13 protein-coding genes are annotated in these 15,531 nt (G+C 58.6%); 6 read left to right on the plus strand and 7 right to left on the minus strand.

What is annotated here, in order from left to right; genetic code table 11:
• Window position 1: 1 nt before the first annotated feature.
• The 7 genes from AC1ATL_RS00085 to rpmH all read right to left on the minus strand — a co-directional run bounded on the left by AC1ATL_RS00085 (window position 2) and on the right by rpmH (window position 5,004).
• Window positions 2-946 (minus strand): ParA family protein, encoded by a 945-nt coding sequence (locus AC1ATL_RS00085; RefSeq protein WP_476568326.1) that lies wholly within the window; start codon window positions 944-946, stop codon window positions 2-4.
• A gap of 277 nt (window positions 947-1,223) precedes the next feature.
• Window positions 1,224-1,958 (minus strand): 16S rRNA (guanine(527)-N(7))-methyltransferase RsmG, encoded by a 735-nt coding sequence (rsmG, locus tag AC1ATL_RS00090; protein WP_476567566.1) that lies wholly within the window; start codon window positions 1,956-1,958, stop codon window positions 1,224-1,226.
• Between the two features lie 502 nt (window positions 1,959-2,460).
• Window positions 2,461-2,991 carry a Jag family protein gene (locus AC1ATL_RS00095; RefSeq protein ID WP_026646651.1) on the minus strand — a complete coding sequence of 177 codons (531 nt, stop codon included), beginning with the start codon at window positions 2,989-2,991 and terminating at the stop codon, window positions 2,461-2,463.
• A gap of 126 nt (window positions 2,992-3,117) precedes the next feature.
• Window positions 3,118-4,155 (minus strand): membrane protein insertase YidC, encoded by a 1,038-nt coding sequence (yidC, locus tag AC1ATL_RS00100; protein WP_432623137.1) that lies wholly within the window; start codon window positions 4,153-4,155, stop codon window positions 3,118-3,120.
• Window positions 4,155-4,487 carry a membrane protein insertion efficiency factor YidD gene (gene yidD, locus AC1ATL_RS00105; protein WP_432623135.1) on the minus strand — a complete coding sequence of 111 codons (333 nt, stop codon included), beginning with the start codon at window positions 4,485-4,487 and terminating at the stop codon, window positions 4,155-4,157. Before yidD ends, yidC begins: the two co-directional genes overlap by 1 nt.
• A complete protein-coding gene (gene rnpA, locus AC1ATL_RS00110; protein WP_432623133.1) occupies window positions 4,484-4,849 on the minus strand; it encodes a ribonuclease P protein component in 366 nt (121 codons plus the stop codon). The genes yidD and rnpA overlap by 4 nt, the downstream gene beginning before the upstream one ends.
• A gap of 20 nt (window positions 4,850-4,869) precedes the next feature.
• A complete protein-coding gene (rpmH, locus tag AC1ATL_RS00115; protein ID WP_003807168.1) occupies window positions 4,870-5,004 on the minus strand; it encodes a 50S ribosomal protein L34 in 135 nt (44 codons plus the stop codon).
• A gap of 287 nt (window positions 5,005-5,291) precedes the next feature.
• Between rpmH and dnaA the strand changes: the two genes are divergently transcribed.
• The 6 genes from dnaA to gyrA all read left to right on the plus strand — a co-directional run bounded on the left by dnaA (window position 5,292) and on the right by gyrA (window position 15,457).
• Window positions 5,292-6,848, plus strand: a complete 1,557-nt coding sequence (gene dnaA / locus AC1ATL_RS00120) for a chromosomal replication initiator protein DnaA (RefSeq protein ID WP_476567574.1) — start codon at window positions 5,292-5,294, stop codon at window positions 6,846-6,848.
• A 523-nt stretch (window positions 6,849-7,371) separates the two neighbouring features.
• Window positions 7,372-8,496 carry a DNA polymerase III subunit beta gene (gene dnaN, locus AC1ATL_RS00125; protein ID WP_432623127.1) on the plus strand — a complete coding sequence of 375 codons (1,125 nt, stop codon included), beginning with the start codon at window positions 7,372-7,374 and terminating at the stop codon, window positions 8,494-8,496.
• 138 nt (window positions 8,497-8,634) lie between these two features.
• The gene (gene recF, locus AC1ATL_RS00130; protein ID WP_476567577.1) at window positions 8,635-9,879 is read left to right on the plus strand and encodes a DNA replication/repair protein RecF; all 1,245 of its coding nucleotides are present in this window, start codon (window positions 8,635-8,637) and stop codon (window positions 9,877-9,879) included.
• Entirely contained in the window at window positions 9,879-10,364 is a 486-nt protein-coding gene (locus tag AC1ATL_RS00135; protein ID WP_432623123.1) for a DciA family protein, read from the plus strand. The genes recF and AC1ATL_RS00135 overlap by 1 nt, the downstream gene beginning before the upstream one ends.
• A gap of 239 nt (window positions 10,365-10,603) precedes the next feature.
• Entirely contained in the window at window positions 10,604-12,730 is a 2,127-nt protein-coding gene (gene gyrB / locus AC1ATL_RS00140; RefSeq protein ID WP_476567579.1) for a DNA topoisomerase (ATP-hydrolyzing) subunit B, read from the plus strand.
• A gap of 48 nt (window positions 12,731-12,778) precedes the next feature.
• On the plus strand, window positions 12,779-15,457 hold the full coding sequence (gyrA, locus tag AC1ATL_RS00145) for a DNA gyrase subunit A (RefSeq protein WP_476567581.1): 2,679 nt from the start codon (window positions 12,779-12,781) through the stop codon (window positions 15,455-15,457).
• The last annotated feature ends 74 nt before the right edge of the window (window positions 15,458-15,531 follow it).

The following is a 15,531-nucleotide window of genomic DNA, read 5'->3' on the forward strand; positions in this document are numbered from 1 at the left end:
ATCAGTTCTCATTCCTTCTTGCGTCAATCGCCTGCAATACCGTCTCGGAACGACGCGAAAGCTCCAACGCGGCCTCGCAATACGCAATCGCTCCCATTCCCTTGGGATCGTATGCGATAACGCTCTGATTGAAGCTCGGCGCTTCGGAGATCTTCACCGTACGCGGAATGGTGGTGTCAAGCACGATCGTCGGATAATGCTTCTTCACCTCGCCATGCACCTCGCGGCTCAGCAACGTGCGCTTGTCGTACATGGTGATGAGCATCGTGGAGACCAGCAACGACGGGTTGTAATGCTCTTGCACCAGGCCAATGGTGTTGATGAGCTGCCCCAAACCTTCCAGCGCATAGTATTCGGCCTGGATCGGAATCAGCATCTCATGCACGGCGCACATGGCGTTGATCACCAACAGGCCCAAGCTGGGCGGGCAGTCAATGATCACGTAATCATAATGATTCTCGCTGGTTTCAAGGAACTCGTCCACCGCGTTCTTCAGCAGAGAATTGCGGTCCGCCATATCGGCGACCTCCAATTCCGCACCACTCAGATCGATGGAAGCGGGAACCACATCGAGGTTCTCAAAGTCGGGACATGTGGTTTTGACTTCCGCGATGCGCTTGCGTCCTTCGATGACGTCGTATACGGAAGGCTGTCCGGAAGCGTGCGGAGCGCCCAGGGCGGTGGAGGCATTGCCCTGAGGATCCATGTCGATGAGCAGCACCCTGCAGCCGAAATGAGCCAGGGCCGCGGACAGATTCACTGCGGATGTGGTTTTGCCGACGCCACCCTTCTGATTGGCCACGGCAATCAGTCGCGTCTGCGCCGGTTTCGGGCAGACGGCATGTTCCAGCGCCTTGTACCGCGATGATTCATCCGCGATCTGCGCGCCAACCGGGGAATTCGATCCCTTGAAGATTCGCTTGATGGTATCCGTTGCGGATTCCATCGAAGTCAGATTATCTGGTTCACCAGGTCCAGTCATGAACTAGCCTTCCTATGCATATTCAAACTCAAGTTTCATCATTCGTGTGGACAGATTCCCGTCCGAGCGCAGCCCCTCGCACCATTGTGGACAATGGTGGATAGTCGGTGGATAACCCATCTAATCACTCAAAAGTTATCCACCGTGCAATCGCTGCAAATTCAAGCTTTTTTAAAAGCATTTTCGAAGCGTTCCAACGATTGTGGATAGTGTGGATAACTTGCGCCGTTTTGTGGATAACTTATCGCTTATCCACCATCAGGACATGCGTCGATTCAAGTCCGGGTCCGACTTCGGCATCCACCACGCGCGGACGGATTCCACCGTTCTTTGAAATCTCCTTGGCCGCCTTGACGATCTCATCCTGCGCGGAGCGTCCTTTCAACGCGACCAGACGTCCGCCCTTGTCCAGCAGCGGGAGCGTCCATCCGGACAGCTTGGTCATCGGAGCGACGGCACGGCAGGTCACCACGGCGAAAGGATGGGGCATGTGGATGGGATTGCCGTCAAGATCAACGGCTTCCACTCCCCTGCCCTTTCGTCCTCCCTTCGGACCGCGGACGGCATCGATCACCGCGTCGGCACGGGAACGCACGATGGAGACGTTCTCCAAGCCCATCTCCTCGACGCATTCATGAAGCCATTCGACACGGCGTTCCATCGGCTCCACCAAGGTGAATCGATGGTCCGGAAGGCAGGCGGCAGCCACGATGCCCGGGAAACCACCACCGCTGCCGATATCCGCAACCGTCTTGAACTGTCTTTTCGCCGTAGCCTCACGCACAAAGGGCACAATGGCGGCGGAATTCAGGATATGACGCTCCCAGATAATGCCGACGTCCCTCGGCCCAATCAATCCACGCGGCTCGCCTTCCGTGGCGAGTTTCACGTGAAACACCTTAAGCTTGTCCAACGCATCGCCAAGCACTTCCTCAAGAATAGGCGATCCGTCCAATTCGTCATGCACATCACTCATGGTCACCATCCTATATCCCATTCCCTCCCTCCCACCACGTGACACACAACCCCAGCCCCATTATTTGCGTTCCCTTCCCTCCTCGCCCCACGTCACACGACGAAAGCCCAAGGTCTAGAAAGATCCCTCCAACCTCAAAGACACTTACGATCCCCCAGGTAAACGTCTCTCCCAAAGCGAAAGCTTGTACCTCCAGCCAAAGGCGCTTATAGAAACAGGGTTGCGAAGCTGTAATACCTCCAACCATAAGAACGCTTACAAAACCCAAGTTAATCGTCCCCAAAGCGAAGGCCGCCATATTCCGTTCCCGACCGTAAGCTTGGCCGAACGGCCTTGAGTGTGTCGGGAACGAAATATGGCGGCCGCAGCGCACCCAGAAATCGCAAAAAAACAAATCGCAATTTAGATACCGGATTACATATCGCATGAAAACCAACAAAAAAGCGCCACTCAAAAAAAGAGCAGCGCTTAAGTGTGTTTCACGTGAAACCAGTGCGGCTTTTCAGCCTTCGTCATCAATATCATCGATGTCATCGACCGCGGAGGCCTTGACGTACACCGTGACGTAACGATGCGGCTCCTCACCGTGGGAACGCGACTTCATACCCTCTTCGCGCACGACATCATGGACGATCTTGCGCTCGAAGGAATTCATCGGCTTCAAATCCACCGGTTCGCCGGTCTCACGGGCCTCGTCGATGGCATCCAAGGCGAGGTCGTGCAGACGCTGGCGCTTGCGCTTCAGGAAGCCGTCGACGTCCACGATGAGGTGGGAGCGTTCGCCGGTCTTCTGCTGCACGGCAAGGCGGGTCAGCTGCTGCAACGCGTCGACCACTTCCCCGTTGCGTCCGATCAGATGCTTGATGTCGGTATCGTCGTCGGCGACGATCTGCACCATCGGACGATTGTTGCGCACGCCCATTTCTATATCGCCTTCGTAATCGGCGATGTCGAGCAATCCTTCGAGATAATCGGCAGCGATATCAGCTTCCTCATTGAGCTGATCGATGGTCTTCTCATCATCTTGCGCCATGGTTCTGTACTCCTTTGAGCGGGGTTCTTGTTATTCAAGTCTAGCGATTGTTGTGTATCACGTTGGTGACCGCATATAAAGCGGTGTGTCCTGTGTTTCACGTGGAACACAGGACACACCCAATACTTATTTCTTCTTCTTTTTCTTGCGACTCGGCTGCACGCGCTGGTAGCCGTTCTTTTCCTTGTTCTCGGCGGCTTCCTTGGCCTTCTGCAGCTCCTCCTCCTCGAGGGACGGCAGGCCGGCCTTGGCGCGGCGGGCGTTCTCATGGGCATGGTCGCGCTTCTCCTTCGCTTCGGCCGCGGGCGAGCCCGGGGTCGGGAAGACGTGGATCTGCCAGATGGAACGCAACAGGTTGCAGATGTTGTTGGTGAGCCAGTAGACCAGCACGGCGAACGGCATGGTGATACCCGAGAAGATGTACATGATCGGGAACAGCCACAGCATCATCTTCTGCATCATTTCGGTCTGCTTGTTCGCAGCGGTCTGCGCCATATTGCGCTTCATGCTGTTGTACTGCATGAACCACAGGCAGAAGCACATCAACGCGACGAAGATGGCGATGACCACCTTGCCGTACACGGCTGCCGTGGTGAAGTTCTCGGCCACGTTCACGCCGAACACCGTGGTGGAGGTGAATTCCTTGGCCGTGGCGATGTCGAAGGCGCCAAGGCCCTGTCCGTTCCTGAATTTGCCGCGTGCGATGTACGGGATGGCCGACAGTGTGTAGAACATGCACATGAACACGGGGCCCTGCACGAACATAGGCAGCATGGATGTGCAGCCACCCATCGGATTCGCGTCGTTGTCCTCATACAGCTTCATGAGCTCGCGCTGCATGGCCTCTTTGCTGGCCGGATCGTTCTTGCCCTTGTACTTGTTCTGGATGCGCTGCATCTTGGGCTGCATGACAGCCATCTGGGACTGCATCTTGCGCATGCCCTTCATGGACTTATAGAAGAGCGGGAACACGCACGCCTGGACCACAATCACCAGGAACACGATGGACATGACCCACGAGAAACCGATCTCGTTCATGCCCAGCATCACCAGGAACTTGTGGAATACGGCCATGATCTGCGTCATAAGCCACTCGACAGGGTACAGGAGCTTATACAGCCAGCCCCAGAAACCACTGTCGAGGAGGAATTGATCTTGATTCATTACAGGCCATTCTCCTTATCGCCTATAGGTTTTTCTACGTCCAGAGGCGTGAGTCGAGGCTCCTCGTGTGCCTTCGACCACGAACATCTGTAAAACAAGGAATAGAGCTGCGGAACATCGTCGATCCCACCACGGTTCCATTGATTGCAGCGAAGAAGGCGCAATAACGCAAGAAGGCCACCCTTAAGGCAGCCAAATCGTTCAATCGCCTGAATCGCATAATTCGAGCAGCTTGGATAATACCGGCATCGGGGTGCGGTACGGGCGGAAATATGCTTTTGATACCAGCGGATGAGCTGCACCGTCCAATGACGACGGCGATGTTCGCTCATTGATGCTGGGCGGTTTTACGCTTCACCGCTTCAAAACATGCCGCTATCTGCTGCTCGAGCGACAAAAAATCGGCACGTGCGGCACTTGGCTTGGCGCGCAACACGATATCGCAGGATTCAGGTAATAGAGATTCGTATTTCCGCGCAAGCACGCGGAAACGCCTTTTCACAGCATTACGCGTGACCGCGTTGCCAACGGCTTTGGAAACGGCCAGGCCTATACGACGACCATGCACCGTCGTGGTATCGCCCGTTACGGCATCGTCGCGCATCAGATAATGCACGACGATGTCCTCACGCGATACCCTACGACGGCGTTTGAGCACCGCAACGAAATCGCGATGGCTTTTCAGCCGTTCCACCGCTCTATGCCACTAAAAAATCAGGCAGCGAGGGACTTGCGGCCCTTGGCGCGACGACGGTTGATCAGAGCGCGGCCCGCGCGGGTGCGCATACGCTGACGGAAACCGTGCTTCATGTGACGACGGCGGTTGTTCGGCTGGAATGTCCTCTTCATAATTAATGCTCCCGGTGTTTTAGCCATGCCAAGGCACGGCTCCTCATGAGTCAAGCTCTACTAAATTACTCTGACCCCTGAACAGAATGAAATTCCCAACCGTTTCCTTCACATTTTTATGGGGATTCCCCACGAAGAATAATCCACAGAATCGTTGCTATTCCGCCGAATTCCCCACAAAAGTTATCCACAAATCACATCAACGTTATTCACAATTCAGGTTTTTCAACACGCGCCCCGGTGGATAACCTGGGGAAAAAAGAGTACAAATATACAGTTGCACCGTAATGGCACGTCTATCGAGAAAGGGGTTATCCGTGGCCGAAAATACGACAACAGACCCTCTCGAACAGGCTCGTGGGGTATGGTCCGACGCTCTGGCGTTGCTGCATCAGAATCCATCGCTGTCCGTGCGGGACAGAAGCTGGCTGGAAAACGTCTATCCGGAAGGCATGTGGGGTCCCACCATCATGTTGTGCGTCCCCTCCGCCGCAGCCCAGCAGGCGCTCCAGACCGAACTGAACCAGCCGCTGATGGAGGCGCTGCGCGAATCGGCCGAACAGGACATCTTCCCCGCATTCAAAATCGTGGAAAAGCCCGCGAAGCCCGAACCGGCGCCCATCGAAAACTATCCGCGCTTCTCCCCCGTGAAATCTCCGGCGAAAGCGCCGGTGAAGACGCCCGCGAAGGCACCCGCAAACGAGACCACGCAGGGCCAGCTGCCGATTCCGACGACCATGCCGCCGGAACATCACAACAACTTCCAAAGCGGCCAGAACAGGCCTTTACTCGATCCTGAGACCCATCTGAACAAGAACGCCACCTTCGACACCTTCGTGCCAGGCGATTCCAATCGTTTCGCGCGTACCGTGGCGCTGGCCGTGGCCGAAGGATCGGGGCATGATTTCAATCCTTTGTGTATCTACGGCGGCTCCGGCCTGGGCAAGACCCACCTGTTGAACGCCATCGGCAACTACGCGCTGGTCAAGGACCCCAACCTCAAGGTACGCTATGTGACCAGCGAGGAGTTCACCAACGAGTTCATCGAGGCCCTGGCGGACACCAACCAGAGTTCCGGCCAAATCAAGGAATTCAACCGCCGCTACCGTGAGGTGGACGTGCTGCTCATCGACGACATCCAGTTCCTGAGCGGCAAGGACGCGACGCTTGAGCAGTTCTTCCATACGTTCAACACCCTGCACCAGGCCAACAAGCGCATCGTGATCGCCTCCGATGTGCCGCCGAAGGACCTGCAGGGATTCAACGAACGTCTGATCTCCCGCTTCGAATCCGGTCTGACCGTCGACGTCAAACCGCCGGATCTGGAGACACGAATCGCCATTCTGCGCATGATCGCGACCATGAACGCGTCCGATATCCCCAATGACGTGCTCAATCTCATCGCGGAACGCTTCACCGAGAACATCCGAGAGCTTGAAGGCGCTCTGAACCGCGTGACGGCCATGGCCTCGCTGAGCAACCAGCCGGTCACCCGGGCGTTGGCTGAGCAGACTTTGCAGGACTTCTTCACCACCGATGTGGAAATCAAGCCCGCGGACATCATCAGTCAGGTGGCGAAGTACTTCTATCTGACCTTCGATGACATCGTAGGCCGTTCCCGCACCAAGAAGATCGCGTTGGCACGTCAGATCGCCATGTATCTGGTGAGAGAGCTGACCAGTATGAGCCTCAACGACATCGGGTTGGTGTTCGGGGGCAAGGATCACACCACCGTGATGCACGCGTACACCCGCATCAACGATGAGATGCAGGAAAAGCAGGAGATCTACAACTACGTGACCGAGTTGACCCTGCAGCTCAAGCAGAGGTCGAACGACAAGTAATCGCGTAATTGCGCATAGTCATCGATAGCTATTTATAGCCGTTCAGGCATTGTCCCGTAACGTTTTTCTCATGGTTAGTAAATAATTTACCAACCTTTTTACTTAACGCTTGACACGCCGGCGTGTGAAGCATTTTATTTCGAGTTATCCACAGGGATATCCACTTTCCGCGGAAAAATCTGTGGAAAACGCGTTGGAAACGCCGCCGGAGCCAGTGGGCAAATCGTGGACTATTCACCGCAAAATGTGGATAACTTTTCGTCGTACTTTTGCCTGTGGATAAGTACCATGTTTGTCCACACTCTGTTCCGAAGTTATCCACAGAAAGCGACTGGCAATGAACCGTTGTGGAATCTGGGGTAACAGCGGTTATCCACACTATCCACAGGGCTTATTATTACGGAAGTAGGATTTTTCTTAAGCTAATCATCAAAACCATAAAGCGGGGAATTCCCCACGCTTTTTCTCCCGTATGCCGCTTCGCTAGAATGGCATGTGGAACGAACGAAACGAGGAATACCCCATGAAAGTCGAAGTCAATTCCCAAGCCCTTGCCGACGCCGTGGCATGGACCACACGCGTCATCGATGCCCGTCCAGCAGCGCCAATTCTCGCGGGCATCCGTCTGGAAGCCATTGACGGCACCCTCCAGCTTTCCGCTTTCAACTACGCCATCTCCGCCCGCCATCACATCGAAGCCGGCATCGACGAAGCCGGAAGCGTTCTGGTTCTGGGCAAACTGCTCGCCGACATCACCAAATCCCTGCCAGCCGCCAAAGCCTATCTCTCCACCGACGGCTCGACCATGACCATCACTTCGGGCAAATCGACCTTCACCATGCAGCTCATGCCGGAAAGCGAATATCCGGATCTGCCTGTGGTTCCGCCGACGCTTGGACAGGCCGACTCCGCCGCCTTCGCGCAGGCCGTCAATCAGGCTTCCGTCGCCGTCTCCCGTGAAGAGAATCGTCCCGTTCTCACCGGCATCCGCGTCCAATTCCAAGGCGACAAGGTCATCATGAGCTCCACGGACCGCTTCCGTCTGGCCCGTTCGAGCTTTGCCTGGAATCCGGCCGATCCAACCATCAGCACCACGGCTTTGGTCCGCGGCTCCCTGCTTCGCGACGTGGCCCGCTCCTTGGATGAGCATCAGGACGTCATCATCGATTTCGATGCCGAAAATCCGTCTCTGCTTGGTTTCGAAAACGCCGGCCGCGTATCGACATCGCAGCTCATCGACGGCGAATTCCCGGCCGTGGATCGCCTGTATGCCGACGAATACCCGATTCAGGCGGTCATCAGCAAGCAGGCCCTTGTCGACGCCATCAAACGTGTGTCCTTGGTGGCCGAGCGCAATGCCCCGATTCGCATGATGTTCACCGGCCAGGAGCTGACTTTGGCCGCAGGCGCCGCTGACGAGGCCCAAGCCAAGGAAGTCCTCGACATCGACATGGACGGCGAGGACATCACCGTGGCCTTCAACCCGTCCTACCTGGTCGAAGGCCTGAGCGCCATCAGCGAACCGTTCGTGCGCATGAAGATGACCACCGCGGTCAAGCCCGTGGAATTCAACGGACAGAAGGAAGCCGACTCCGACGAATCCATGGACTACCGGTATCTGCTGGTGCCGATGCGCTTCAACAGCTGAGTCCGTTCCCCGTTGGTTGGCTGCGAAAGTCCACTGTTTTCGCAGCCAACCAACGGCAGTCCAATCGCCGCATCCTGCCCCCTCCAAACTGAACTTTTATACTTTCATCTCCAAATCCTCCAAAGGTTTTGACGTTCCATGCATATTTCCCGTCTCGCGCTTGACCACTACCGGTCCTGGGAGCATTGCGTAATCGATTTCGAGCCGGGAATCAACATTCTTCAGGGATCCAACGGTCTGGGAAAGACCAATATCGTGGAAGCCGTGGAAGTGCTTTCCACCGGATCCAGCCATCGCACCTCATCGTCGTTGCCACTCATCGAAAAGGGGCACCCTTCCGCTACTATCCGAGCCAATGTGGAAGGCGCGGACGGACGGCGTTCGTACGAAATCACCATCGCCGCGCGTGGGGCCAACAGGGCGCGCGTGGATGGCGGAAAATCGCAGTACATGCGGGACATCATAGGAACGGTGCCATCCGTGTCCTTTACCCCCGAAGACCAGCGTCTGGTGTCGGGCGACCCCGCCACCAGACGGAACTTCCTCAACCAGGCGGCATCGCTGCTGCTCCCCCGCTATATGCAGTCGTTGCAGCAGTTCACGCATATCGCCAAACAGCGCGCCGCGCTGCTCAAACAGCTTTCGGATGGTTCCGGACTCGACCCCGAATACGGGCGCCAGGCCGTGCTGAGCGGCCTGGAGGTGTGGACCGGGCAATTCATCGAAATCGGCATGCAGGTGACGCGGGAACGCAACGAAGTGATCGGACGGCTACGCGAGCCCTTCTCACGAATCTACGAGGCGCTGGCAGGGTCCGGCGAAGTGGCCGACCTGTCATACGAGCCATCCTTCGACGAAGTGATGCTGTACGACGAGCCCGCGGCGGAAATCAGCCGTCATTTCCAGCGGATCTACCCCGGCGAAGTGGCCCGAGGGCAGAATCTGATCGGCCCGCAGCGGGACGACCTGACCTTGCTGCTCAACGATATGCCAGCCCGCGAATTCGCCTCGAACGGCGAGATGTGGACGATGGCTCTGGCTTTGAAAATGGCGCTGTACGAGGTGGTTTCCGCACAGTGGGAAACCAAACCGATCGTGATTCTCGACGATGTGTTCGCCCAGCTCGACGAATCCCGACGCGGGCAGATACTCGATTTCGCCGAGCGGCAGGATCAGGTGCTCATCACCGTCGCCGCGGCGAGCGACATTCCCCAAAGCGGGGCGCATATCATCGACGTCGCTTCGTTGCGGCACACGCAATCGCAGGAAATGGACGGCGATGTGGCCGCGATGGCGGCACTGCTCGCCGCCGGGCGCGGAGGACGTACGCAGGCCGCGCAGTCGCGGACGGAGCAATCGCAGGACGAGGATGGTGAGGACTGATGCCGGAACCGCCGATTTGCGAGATCCTGAAACTCGACCAACGCAAGCTGCCGGCCGAGGTGTTCGAGCACGTCAGCAAGCGCGCCGGACTCCTCAAACAGCGTGAGGAGAACGCACGCAAGGCATGGGAAAGCTTCGGCAAACCCGGACGCGATCCGGTGACGATGGGGAGCCTTTTCAACATTCTGGCGCAGAACGGCGCCTGGATCCCGCATCTGAAGATGGCCCAGATGCGGAACCATTGGGATAAGGTCGTGGGCGATGCGAACGCGCTGCACTCCTACCCCGTCAGCCTGCGTGACGGCGTGCTGACGATCCGTTGCGACAGTCCCGCATGGACCACCACGTTGTCATATATGGTGCCGGAGCTGACCGATACCATCCGCAAGAATCTCGAGGGGCTGACCATCAACGAGGTGAAGGTCACCGGCCCGCAACAGCAGGGATTCAGCCGTGGGCATATCTCCAAGAAGATTCGGTACTGACAGGCACCTTCGTATAGGCCTTATAAGCACCTTTTCATAGGTGCCTTTTCCGGCGTGCGCCGGATGGTCGTTCCGGATATTTCGGAGCGTAAAACGGCGATATTCCGAGGATAAAGTCTCTCGCCCGCTGTCCCCCTCCATGAGTAGAATATCAAGCAGTGTATGTAAACGCCTAGAAGGGGCCTTTATTTGCGTTCTAGGTGGTATCACCTGCGTAAATGACCCTGACGGCGGGGTAAATGCAGGAAGGAATCTCTGTGGCAGACCTTGACGCGGATTCGCTGAACGAATCAGCTGAAAACACGCAGGAAGATCAGATTCAGGATCAAATCCAGAACGATCAGCTCGAAGACGCGCAGCTCGACGACTCGTTGTCGCCGGAGCATTACGACGCATCCGATCTGAGGGTTCTGGAAGGCCTTGAGGCGGTGCGCATCCGCCCGGGCATGTACATCGGCTCCACCGGTCCCCGCGGCCTGCACCACCTGGTGTATGAGATCGTCGACAATTCCGTCGACGAGGCGCTGGCCGGCTACGCTTCGCATATCGAAGTGACGATTCTGCCGGACGGCGGCGTGCGTGTGGTGGACGATGGCCGAGGCATTCCGGTCGATGAGGTGCCGGGAGAAGGCATCTCCGGCGTCGAAACCGTGATGACCAAGCTTCACGCCGGCGGCAAGTTCGGTGGCGGCGGATACGCGGTCTCCGGTGGTCTGCACGGCGTGGGCATCTCCGTGGTGAACGCACTGTCCACCCGCGTGGACATCGAAGTGCGCCGCCAGGGCTTCCACTGGACCCAGACCTACATCAACCAGAAGCCGACAGCGCATCTGGCCAAGGGCCGTCCGATGGAGGAAGGCGAATCCACCGGCACTTCCGTGACGTTCTGGGCGGACGGCAAGATCTTCGAAACCACCACGTACGATTTCGAGATTCTGCGTAACCGTTTCCAGCAGATGGCGTTCCTGAACAAGGGACTGAAGATCTCACTCACCGACCTGCGCGAACCCGATCAGGCCGGCGACGAGGTGTCCGGCGAGGACAACGACGGCGAGGACAAGTTCCAGACCGTCACCTACCAGTACAACGACGGCATCAAGGACTACGTCGACTACCTGGTGAAGTCGCGCAAGGCCACTCCGGTGGAACCGGACGTCATCGATTTCGAAGCCGAGGACCTCAAAATCGGCATCTCCGCGGAAATCGCCATGCAGTGGACCACCGCGTACTCCGAAGCCGTGCACACCTTCGCCAACACCATCTCCACCACCGAAGGCGGCACCCACGAGGAAGGCTTCCGCGCTGCGCTGACCTCCCTGGTCAACCGCTACGCACGCGAGAAGAACATCCTCAAGGACAAGGACGAGAACCTCTCCGGCGACGATGTGCGCGAAGGTCTGACCGCAGTGGTGTCCGTCAAGCTCACCAACCCGCAGTTCGAAGGCCAGACGAAGACCAAGCTCGGCAACTCCGAGGCGAAGACCTTCGTGCAGCGCGTCATGACCGACAAGCTCGGCGACTGGTTCGACGCCCACCCGAGCGAGGCCAAGAACATCATCCAGAAGGCCATCGAAGCCTCTCACGCGCGTCTCGCCGCCAAGAAGGCGCGTGAGAACACCCGCCGCAAGTCGATCTTCGAATCGGCTGGCATGCCGGACAAGCTGAAGGACTGCCAGTCCAACAATCCGGAGGAATGCGAGCTGTTCATCGTGGAGGGTGATTCCGCAGGCGGCTCCGCCATCCAGGGACGCAACCCGATCACGCAGGCCATCCTGCCGCTGCGAGGCAAGATCCTCAACACCGAACGCGCAAGCCTCGACCGCATGATGAAGTCCGACACCATCGAATCGCTGATCACCGCCGTCGGCGGCGGCTACGGCGAGGATTTCGACCTCAACAAGGTGCGCTACCACAAAGTCATCATCATGGCCGATGCCGATGTCGACGGCGCCCATATCGCAACGCTGAACCTGACGCTGTTCTTCCGCTACATGCGTCCGATGATCACCGCCGGCTACGTGTACGTGGCCATGCCGCCGCTGTACCGCCTCAAGTGGACCAAGGGCCCGCACGACTTCGTCTACACCGACGCCGAACGCGACCGCGTGCTCGCCGAAGGCAAGGCGGCCGGACGTCAGCTGCCGAAGGGCGAAGGCATCCAGCGGTACAAGGGTCTGGGCGAGATGAGCTACCAGGAGCTGTGGGAGACCACCATGGACCCCGATCACCGCATTCTGAAGCAGGTGCAGATCGAGGACGCCGCGGCGGCTGATGAGACCTTCTCCATGCTCATGGGCGACGAAGTCGAACCCCGCCGTCTGTTCATCCAGCGCAACGCGCGCAACGTCAGCTGGATCGACGCGTAAGGGCTTCCAAGGACTTCTTTCGAGGACTTCTAGGCAAGGATTAAGAAATTGGCAGACGAAAACAACAACAACGAAGACGGCCAGTTTGTGCCGGACGGCTCCATGGAGCCGCTGAGCCCGCAGGAGGCCGATAACACCGATTACGGCCTGATGGTGGGCGAACGTGTCCAGAAGAAGGATCTGCAGCAGGAGATGCGCGAATCCTATCTGGCATACGCCATGTCCGTGATCGTCGATCGCGCGCTCCCCGACGTGCGCGACGGCATGAAGCCGGTGCATCGCCGTGTGATCTACGCGATGTACGACGGCGGCTATCGTCCCGACCGCGGCTATTCCAAGTGCGCTCGCGTGGTCGGCGAGGTCATGGGCAAGTACCATCCGCACGGCGATTCCGCCATCTACGACACTTTGGTGCGTATGGCGCAGTCGTGGTCGATGCGGTACACGCTGGTCGACGGACAGGGCAACTTCGGCTCCCCCGGCGACGATCCGGCAGCTGCAATGCGTTACACGGAATGCCGTATGGCGCCGCTCGCCATGGAAATGGTGCGCGACATCGACAAGGACACCGTCGATTTCCTGCCGAACTACGACGGCAAGACCCAGGAGCCGACCGTGCTGCCGGCCCGTTTCCCGAATCTGCTGTGCAACGGCTCGTCCGGCATCGCCGTCGGCATGGCCACCAACATCCCGCCGCACAACATGCGCGAGGTGGCCGAAGGCGTGCACTGGGCCCTCGACCATCCGGACGTCAGCCGTGAGGAGCTGCTCGACAACCTGATCCGCATCATCAAGGGACCGGACTTCCCTACCGGCGCGACCATCCTCGGCCACAAGGGCATCGAACAGGCCTACCGCACCGGCCGTGGCCTGATCACCATGCGCGCCGTCGTGAACACCGAGGAGATCAAGGGCCGCATGTGCCTGGTGATCACCGAGCTGCCGTACCAGGTGAACCCCGATCGTCTGGTCGTATCCATCCGCGAAGCGGTGCGCGACGGCAAGATCCAGGGCATCGCCGACATGCGCGACGAGACCTCCGGCCGTACCGGCCAGCGCCTCGTGCTGGTGCTCAAGCGCGACGCCGTGCCGAAGGTCGTGCTCAACAACCTGTACAAGCATTCCCAGCTGCAGCAGACCTTCGGAGCCAATATGCTGGCTCTGGTCGACGGTGTGCCGCGCACGCTGAGCCTCGACGCGTTCATCCGCCATTGGATCAACCACCAGCTCGAGGTCATCGCACGCCGTACCGCATACCTCAAGCGCGAGGCCGAGGAGCGCGACCACATCCTGCAGGGCTATCTGAAGGCCCTTGACATGATCGATGAGGTCATCGCCCTCATCCGTGCCTCCGAGTCCGCTGAGACCGCCCGTACGGGCCTTATGGACCTGCTTGACGTGGACGAGGTGCAGGCTGACGCCATCCTGGCCATGCAGCTGCGCCGCCTGGCCGCCTTGGAACGCCAGAAGATCCTCGACGAGCACAACGAGCTCATGCGCAAGATCGCCGACTACAACGACATCCTCGCCAAGCCGGAACGTCAGCGCAAGATCGTCGGTGACGAGCTTGACGAAATCGTCGCCAAGTACGGCGACGAACGCCGCACCAAGATCCTGCCGTACTCCGGCGAGATGAACGTCGAAGACCTGATCGCCGAAGAGAACGTGGTGGTCACCGTGACCCACTCCGGCTTCATCAAGCGCACCAAGGCCGACGAATACCGCGCCCAGCACCGCGGTGGCAAGGGCATCAAGGGCGCCAAGCTGCGTGAGGACGACGTGGTCGATCACTTCTTCCTGACCAGCACGCACAACTGGCTGCTGTTCTTCACCAACAAGGGACGCGTGTACCGCCTGAAGGCGTACGAGCTGCCGGAAGGCTCCCGCGACTCCAAGGGCCAGCATGTGGCCAACCTGCTGCAATTCGGCCCGGATGAGACCATTCAGACCGTGCTGTCGATTCCGAACTACGACGTGGCCAAGTATCTGGTGCTCGCCACCCGTTCCGGCAAGGTCAAGAAGACCGCGCTGGCCGAATACGACTCCCCGCGCCAGGGCGGCCTCATCGCTGTGCGCCTCATGACCGACGAGAACGGCGAGAACGCAGACGAGCTCATCGGCGCCGCGCTGTGCAACGCGGATGACGACATCATCCTCGTCTCCAAGCAGGGCATGAGCCTGAAGTTCGAAGCCAACGACGAGCAGCTGCGCCCGATGGGCCGTCAGACCGCCGGCGTGCAGGGCATGAAGTTCCGCGACGGCGACGAACTGCTGGCCATGGACGTGGTGTGGGGCGACTCCGACAAGGACCTGCTCGTGGTCACCAACGAGGGCTTCGCCAAGCGCACCGCCATCAGCGAATACCGCCTGCAGGGCCGTAACGGTTACGGCGTCAAGGCCGTGCAGCTCGCCGAAGGCCGTGGCTCCCTGGTGGGCGCCGTGATCGTGGAGGAAGAAGACCAGATCATGGCCATCATGAAGTCCGGCAAGGTCATCCGTTCCAACGTGGCCGAAGTCAAGCGCACCGGACGTACCACCCAGGGTGTGACGCTCGCCAAGCCGGACAAGAACGACGAGATCATCTCCATCGCACGCAACGAGGAGACGGACGAGGACGAAACCGCGGAATCCCAGGAAACCGCGGTCGCCGAATCGCAGGAATCGCAGGACGGAGCCGCCGCGCAAACCGCTGCCGAGCCGGGCGATGGCGAGACGGCGACGGCGTGAAAGCCACGCGGCCAATCGTCTGTGAAAACTGATAGCCTCAGCTAGAAACAGGCAAGATTTTGCAAGGAGCAACG

The organism is Bifidobacterium sp. LH_743, assembly GCF_056355775.1.

Bases quoted from the DNA above. Each gene is read 5' to 3' on its own strand.
- AC1ATL_RS00085 (WP_476568326.1), bottom strand. From the start codon at position 946: ATGGAATCCGCAACGGATACCATCAAGCGAATCTTCAAGGGATCGAAT.
- dnaA (WP_476567574.1), top strand. From the start codon at position 5,292: ATGGCACGTCTATCGAGAAAGGGGTTATCCGTGGCCGAAAATACGACA.
- AC1ATL_RS00095 (WP_026646651.1), bottom strand. From the start codon at position 2,991: ATGGCGCAAGATGATGAGAAGACCATCGATCAGCTCAATGAGGAAGCT.
- yidD (WP_432623135.1), bottom strand. From the start codon at position 4,487: ATGAGCGAACATCGCCGTCGTCATTGGACGGTGCAGCTCATCCGCTGG.
- rpmH (WP_003807168.1), bottom strand. From the start codon at position 5,004: ATGAAGAGGACATTCCAGCCGAACAACCGCCGTCGTCACATGAAGCAC.
- recF (WP_476567577.1), top strand. From the start codon at position 8,635: ATGCATATTTCCCGTCTCGCGCTTGACCACTACCGGTCCTGGGAGCAT.
- yidC (WP_432623137.1), bottom strand. From the start codon at position 4,155: ATGAATCAAGATCAATTCCTCCTCGACAGTGGTTTCTGGGGCTGGCTG.
- gyrB (WP_476567579.1), top strand. From the start codon at position 10,604: ATGCAGGAAGGAATCTCTGTGGCAGACCTTGACGCGGATTCGCTGAAC.
- AC1ATL_RS00135 (WP_432623123.1), top strand. From the start codon at position 9,879: ATGCCGGAACCGCCGATTTGCGAGATCCTGAAACTCGACCAACGCAAG.
- rsmG (WP_476567566.1), bottom strand. From the start codon at position 1,958: ATGAGTGATGTGCATGACGAATTGGACGGATCGCCTATTCTTGAGGAA.
- dnaN (WP_432623127.1), top strand. From the start codon at position 7,372: ATGAAAGTCGAAGTCAATTCCCAAGCCCTTGCCGACGCCGTGGCATGG.